The following is a 7,309-nucleotide window of genomic DNA, read 5'->3' on the forward strand; positions in this document are numbered from 1 at the left end:
TTACCGTGGATAAACAAGGGAAATTCGAAATATTAAAAACAACTGTAGATTCTTGATAAAATACGTCAATTGTTGTGTTTTAAAAAAGGGGCGACTTCCCACAAGGAAGAGGGGGCACTGAAAAAGTCCTCATGGTTTAAAAAGTGAAACCGACTTATGAGCAGCCCTTTCCTTTTTGAGTATACAAAAAAAACCGCCCATCCATCTTTAAAGAAATAAAAAAACCAGCTATATTATGCAAAATACTCACAATATAGCTGGTTTTTACTATTTTTCTATAAGGGTATAGTGACCTTATTAGAAATACTTCTATTTTAAATTTACTTCTTTAAAGCGAGAGCAATTATGATAATATTCAATAATCTCTTTTCGACCCTTAGTGTCTTCAATTGTTTTGTTATATTTGTCATAAACATAGAGTATTCCTAAGTCAAATCCAAACTTACTTATAATATCTTGTTCAATACGATGATTAATTATAAGATCATCATATTTTTTTAGTTCATTATTAGCAAGTTTTTTGATTACTTTTGCTTGATGTGTAATATCAAGAAAATTGATACTAGGACTAAATCCTGGCGCATTAAATGTCACTGTGTTTGATTCAACCCAAGGTATATTCCCATCAATCATTTCACTTTGTACCCATTGTGCTAAGTACCCACCAAGTGAGTGACCTGTAATGTACAAATGACTCATCTCTTTACCATCAGTCTCTATTAATTCTTTAACAAAATTAGCAGCTTCACCAATTTGTAAACCTCCCATGTTTAACCCTACTTGTAAGAAATCTACTACAAAGTCCTGCCACTGCTGTGAACCTCTAAATGCAACTGTATAAGCATATTTTTCTTTGGAAATTTCTTTTCTATACACATATACATCAAAGGAAGTTATTGATTGATTTGCATGTTTTTTGTGTAATACCCAGCCTCCTGGACTCGTAAAGGCCTCAGCAGGGTCTTTTTCATCAGTTTTTAGTTCATCATTATACGTACTGTTTGCCATTTCAGCAAGTTGAAGTGTAAAGGATAACTTATCAAATTCTGTTTTAGAAACACCAGTATCTCGACCTGATTTCATATTATTATCTATTTCAATAAGACCACTACCTGATCCAACTTTAATCGTTGAAATTTGATCAAAAGCCCAGTTTTTTGGTAGTGGATACCCTAAATTCCCACTAAATCCTGTGGACATTCCACTAACAAAACTTGTCCTCGCATAACCTTTCTCTGAAACTTGAATACATACGTTTCGAGCCCCATAAACACCTACTTTATAAGATCCACCAAGTTGAACCATTTTCTCGTTTAAGGCTTTGAAATGAGGAAGAATATTATCCGTAATATCTGTCCCATATGCATCGAAATCAACTGCAAAATAAATAGTAGTACCATCTTGGAATCCATATTCTTTCGCCGCATCGTATGCTGCTTTTGCATCCAATCGACCTTGTTCTGCACTAAAACTTGAAGCCTGTCTACCATTAGCTTGGTAAATTGGAAATACAGATAATCCAGCAGCAAAAATATTTTCCAATTCACCTGGTTGTAGTTTTTTATTTATACCACCTGAAACATTAGTAAGATAACGTCCTACAGTTTCATAACCAGCAGCCTTTAAAGCTTTGCCTCTCTCTAAAGTGACTTCCGTTATACAATCACAAGCCTTTCCTTTTCGATCAGGATCCCCCGTACTAACTAATGCTGATAACCAAGTTGACTTATTAGCAACACCATCAACAGGAAGTAGTGTGAATCCTTGGAATTCCTTAACTTTATTTGCTATGGTCGCATTATATGTTGTTGAAAATGAACCAGAATCATAACCATTAAAATATAAAGCATATTGGAATAATGTAACAAATCTACCCGAACTACCTTCTTTTAGAATTGGTAATCCATCCTTTGTCGCAGGACCAATTGAGCCAGTTTGACTACCTGCCGGAATCCCTAACTCTGTTTGTAAACCGTACACTAAAGCTTTATTTGTACCTCGTTGGTAATGACCATCTGTTGGTTGAACACCAGATGTTTTGTAATATTTATTATTTAAATCTTGTTGAATTTGTCGTACTTTTGCATCTCCACCCGGAGTAAGACGATAAGCATCCATTGTTAAGAAAGCCTTAAAAATATAGTCATACACTTTACCATCAGCTACTGGAAGACCAGCATCTTGTTGTAAGCTTACAACTGCATTTTTCGTTTGCTCATCAAAAACATCATCAAATTTCCCCGGATTATATCCTTTACAATACATGGCACCTTTTAAAATTTGAACAATCGCTTTTCCTTTTGTATCAGTAGGAACGTTTCCTAAAGACATCTCACCCCACTGCTTATATTTAGAAGCCGTAGTTGGACCGAATGCATCTGCAAGTGTAGTAATACCCAATTCAACTTGAAGGGCTCTTGTTAAAGCAAAAACAGTTGACCAACCTGTTTTACCATTTAAAGGAGCTGGAACAAAACCCGCAACTTTTTCATACTTCGTATTCACCCATGTTTGTACTGCAAATACTGCTGGATCTCCCTGTGACTCTACCATTATAAATTCTCTCCCTTTTTCTTTTTAATGAAGCTTAATTTAATAATGTAGTTAAAAATAAATATACATATTTCAATAAAAATTTTATTAAATTAGGCTCTTACTCTATTAAGTGAAAGGAAAGTAGAATAAATAAAAAAAATAGAAAAAAAAGGTTCTGGTGCAAAAGCTTCAGGATAATTGCAAATAATCTATAAAACTTGGACATACTGATACTATTACTCTAAAAGAGGTGTGTGATCGGTATGGAAAAGCGAAATTTATTCAAGTGGAAGCATTATCATCATGATATTATTTTGCAAACAGTAAGATGGTACCTACGGTACAACTTGAGCTTTCGTGATTTGGTGAAAATGATGGAGGAGCGGAGTCTGTCCATTGCGCACACCACCATCATGTGTTGAGTACAGCAATATAGCCTTGAGTTAGGCAAATAAGTTCGACGCTACTTAAAGAAAATCAATGATTCATGGAGAGTCGATGAGACATATGTAAAAGTCAAGGGGAAATGGATGTACTTATATCGCGCAGTCGATTCAGAAGGTAATACCATTGATTTTTATCTGAGTGAATCAAGAAATAAACAAGCAGCCAAGCGCTTTTTCAAGAAAGCCTTGGCTTTTTCGTACGTTTCTAAACCTTACGTGATAACAGTGGATAAGAACTCTGCCTATCCTGTAGTGATTCAAGAGTTAAAAGAAGAAAAACATATGCCTGAAGGTATACAAATCAGGCAAGTTAGATATCTCAACAATATAGTAGAACAAAATTATCATTTTATTAAAAAACGTGTGCGATCTATGTGGGGATTCAAGTCATATGAAACAACTGTTTCTATATTGAGGGGTGTTAAAGTCATGCATATAGTGAAAAAAGGACAACTTCACCAACGGGTGAAGTCTGCCCAAAATGAAGTTTAATTTATACATAACTTGTTTGGAATTGCATCATAATCCGAGATTGAACAGATTATGTAAGCTCTATGTCTTTATTAAATAATATTTGCACCAGAACCAATCGTTTCCATACCCCAATAAGAGATGTTATGATTATATTTTTTAAGACACATTACTTTACGTTATTAATGTAATATTTTATATGGAATTTATTAACTTATTTGTTTATAATCGACTTAATACACATTGGTGGTGCGACAATTGAACAAGTTAAAAAAATACTCTAAAGTCTTTGTGATGTTTTTTATTTTGTATATTGTATTTCTTTTATTTTCTCCGAATAGAATAGTAGGTAGAACTGCCATCCAAAAAGATGACATAAAACTACATGTGTACGGACAAGCTACTACGGGATCGCCCCAAAGAATAAGTGAAAGTGATTTAGCGAGATTGAAAGAAAAAATTAAAGATACATATCCGAATGTAAATTCTACAGACATTGAACTAGAGGGTGACACCCCGTTCCGTCATGTTGCTGATCCAGCGTACATAGGGGATTTTACTGTATACGGGAAAGTTATAGGTACAGCACGAAATGCAACAACTGGTGATAATACCGTGGCAGTTTTAAAAGTTTCTTATTGGGATATACCAATGTTTAAGTATCTTTTTTTTGAAAACTCTATCGCACGTCTATCGATTATACTTTTGTTACCTATCTTTTTTGTTGCACTTAGTATCCTTTATTTAAGACCTAAGAATAGTAACTGATAAAGGTTCGATTTGATTTATATTGGAAACAAAACGCTATCCTCCGCTGTAATTACAATACCGAAAAAGGGAATGCAATACAAATTAGCATCCCCTTTTTTTAATATTTTGTTTTATTTCTCGTAATTTTATATTAATTAAGCTAACAAATGAATATTAAGCGTTAGGTTTAAAATCTACCCAATGAGGATTCGGGTTCCCACGTTCAGGCTCTTTGTTTCCTAGTTCTGGGTATCTTAATGATCCTTCTTCTGAATATCCTTTTAACAATCTATTTTTAGTTGCTAGAGCAAATTCTACAGCATGGTTGATCTGATCAGTATCTCTGCAAATTGTAATGTAATAATAACTAGTTTGTCCATCTGTACAAGCTGTTGTGATGCCTTTAGTTTTATTTGCCCAAAGTTGTGCAAAGCTACTACCATCAATTTGTGTTCCTGTATTACATGAATAAAAATGTGTAAAATTTTGTAACGCAAAAGCACCTGTCCGTATTTTATCAATATCTATTTTGTGTAAGTGATAAGAGTATTCTTCTGCCTCTTTAGGCTCGTACGTAGGTCCAAAATCAACATATCCTTTGTGACCATGACCAAACCATGTAAAGTCTTTAATCTTAAGTAAACGTATTCCGCCTCCATCAATAGATCCTGTATTAATATAATTAATTAATTGTTGTTTGTTAGTAATAAATAAAATTTCTACTCCTAATTTTCGCGCAGTTTCAGAGAAATTTTCCAGGTCTTTTTTTGAATACAGTGATGCCTCAATAATCCAAGTAATTTTTAGATTAGGTATAGGATGTTCGTGTGGTAAATCTTTTATTCTTTTAATTGCTGTTTCAATAAAGTTATATTTAAAGCCCCTGTCATCACCTTCTTTGGCTGATACTACGATACATTCATAGCCATTTAATTCTTCCACCGGGATCTTAAATCCATTGTCTCGTCCGGATTTAATATTATTATCGATTTCAATTAAACCTGCACCACTTCCTTTTGTTACAGTGGAAATTTGATCAAACGCCCAATTTTGAGGTAGTGGATATCCTAAATTTCCACTGAAACCTGTAGACATCCCAGAAACAAAGCTTGTTTTTGCATAACCTTTATCAGACACTTGAATACAAACATTTCTTGGACCATATACTCCAATTTTATAATAACCACCAAGTTCTTTCATTTTATTATTAATGGCCTGAAAATGCGGTAAAATATTATTTTGAATATCTGCACCTAATGCATCAAAATCTACAGCGAAATAAATTGTTGTATTTTTTTGAAAACCATATGCGGTTGCTGCTTTATAAGCACTAACCGCATCGTTCGCACCTTGTGTAGAATTAAAATAATCTTTACTTCTTCCATCTGTTTGGTAGATAGGAAAGATACTAAGTCCTGCTTTCAAAATAGTTTCAATTTCTCCAGGCTTAATATTTTTGTTTAATGTACCTCCTGGTGCATTTGTTAAATAACGTCCCACAGTTTCGTAACCCGCAGCAACCAATGTTTTAGCTCGTTCAGGTGTAATTTCTGTAATACAATCACAAGCTTTTCCTGCACGACTTGGATCACCTGTACTTACTAATAAAGAAGCCCATGTTTGAAAATCTGATGTTCCATTTGCGTTTAATAGTGAAAAAGCTTGAAATTGTTTTAATTGCGTAGTCATAAATGAAGAAAAATTACCATCAAAAGGTACATCGTAACCATTAAAAATAAGAGCTGCTTGTAATAGATAGACAAAAGAACCCATAGAACCTTCTTTTAATACTACCTTTTTAATCAGTTCTTGAGTTGTAGGGCCAAAACGACCATTAGCAGTAGCATCATCTAATCCCTCTTCATATTGAATTGCATACATTAAGGCTTTTTGTACATCACGAGAATAATAGCCATCACAAGGCATATAAAAGAAGCCAGCTCGATTGATATATTTCTTGTTCAACCATTGTTGAATACTTCTAATTTTGGAACTTCCTCCAGAAAGTAATACATATGCATCCATTGTTAATAGTGCTTTGAATAGTTTTGGAGTTACTGTTCCATCTGCAGTACATCCTAAATCTTTTTGCACAGAAGTAATTGCAGTTTGTGTTCCAGGACTATAAACTCCTGTAATCCCACCTGGTCCATATCCTTTACAATATAAAGCGGCTTGAATAATCTTCACAATATTTTCTTTTGTTTTAGAAGATGTACTGATTGGACAATATTTTGCGATTTCTTGTAATGTAGTAGAGCCAAAACTAGTAGATGTATTTATGATTCCAATTTCTAGTTGTAATGCTTGTGTTAAAGCCCCCATTGTAGGCCAGCCTGTTTTCCCATTTTCTTCAATTTTTGTATAGCCCGCTTTATCTTTATACGTGCTATTTAACCACTGTTGCGCTGCTAAGACCATTTGATCCATACTTTCTACCTTCTTTCAATGATTTATTTTGACTTGATTGAGCTCAAAATTCATTGGTATGATTCAAGGAATTGTTGATTTAGTTATTCAATGAAGTTACCAAGTAAATTGTGCTCTTACTTTATTAAGTGAAAATACAATAGAAAAACTAAAAAAAATTAAAGAGCTTTTTAAAGTTTTTTGGAAACAGATACAAACGTTGAAAAAATAGACTCTAATGTTTTCTGATAATATGTAAAAGTGGGCTCTGGTGCGGAAATTTTAAAACATTTGTAAGTAATCTCTCAAACTTAGAGATACTGATACTATCAATCTAGAAAAGGAACGGTGTTCAGTGTGAAGAAGTAAATTTGGTTCTGGTGCAAAAACTGGTTCTGGTGCAAAAAATCTCTTAAACTTGGACATACTGATACTACTACTCTACAAAGGTGTGTGATCGGTATGGAAACAAAACATTTGTTCAAGTGGAAGCATTATGAGCCTGACATTATTTTGTTAACAGTGAGATGGTACCTGCGGTACAACTTGAGCTTTCGTAATGTAGTGGAGATGATGGAAGAACGTGGCCTATCGATGGCTCACACAACGATTATGCGTTGGGTTCATCAATATGGACCGGAATTAGATGAAAGAGTGCGGCGTCATCTTAAGACAACAAATGACTCTTGGAGAGTCGA

The 7,309-nt window shown here is 34.0% G+C and carries 3 protein-coding genes and 2 pseudogenes; 3 read left to right on the plus strand and 2 right to left on the minus strand.

The window, feature by feature from the left end:
* Positions 1 to 309: 309 nt before the first annotated feature.
* Positions 310 to 2,553 carry a glycoside hydrolase domain-containing protein gene (locus tag H540_RS0120840; RefSeq protein ID WP_028402235.1) on the minus strand — a complete coding sequence of 748 codons (2,244 nt, stop codon included), beginning with the start codon at positions 2,551 to 2,553 and terminating at the stop codon, positions 310 to 312.
* 245 nt (positions 2,554 to 2,798) lie between these two features.
* Here H540_RS0120840 and H540_RS32455 point away from each other — a divergent pair.
* Both H540_RS32455 and H540_RS0120850 read left to right on the plus strand, forming a co-directional pair.
* Positions 2,799 to 3,473: pseudogene (locus tag H540_RS32455) on the plus strand (IS6 family transposase).
* A 237-nt stretch (positions 3,474 to 3,710) separates the two neighbouring features.
* Complete coding sequence (locus H540_RS0120850; protein ID WP_028402237.1) at positions 3,711 to 4,220, plus strand: hypothetical protein; 510 nt, start codon at positions 3,711 to 3,713, stop codon at positions 4,218 to 4,220.
* A 156-nt stretch (positions 4,221 to 4,376) separates the two neighbouring features.
* Here H540_RS0120850 and H540_RS30480 read toward each other — a convergent pair whose 3' ends face one another.
* On the minus strand, positions 4,377 to 6,632 hold the full coding sequence (locus tag H540_RS30480; protein WP_081415226.1) for a glycoside hydrolase domain-containing protein: 2,256 nt from the start codon (positions 6,630 to 6,632) through the stop codon (positions 4,377 to 4,379).
* 441 nt (positions 6,633 to 7,073) lie between these two features.
* On the opposite strand from H540_RS30480, the pseudogene H540_RS0120860 reads away from it, so the two are divergent.
* Positions 7,074 to 7,309 (plus strand): annotated as a pseudogene (locus H540_RS0120860) (IS6 family transposase); the annotation flags it as partial.

Source organism: Ectobacillus panaciterrae DSM 19096 (assembly GCF_000430785.1).
Lineage (GTDB): Bacteria > Bacillota > Bacilli > Bacillales > Bacillaceae_G > Ectobacillus > Ectobacillus panaciterrae.

Coding starts and splice junctions, on each gene's coding strand:
- H540_RS0120840 (WP_028402235.1), bottom strand. CDS start 2,553: ATGGTAGAGTCACAGGGAGATCCAGCAGTATTTGCAGTACAAACATGG.
- H540_RS30480 (WP_081415226.1), bottom strand. CDS start 6,632: ATGGATCAAATGGTCTTAGCAGCGCAACAGTGGTTAAATAGCACGTAT.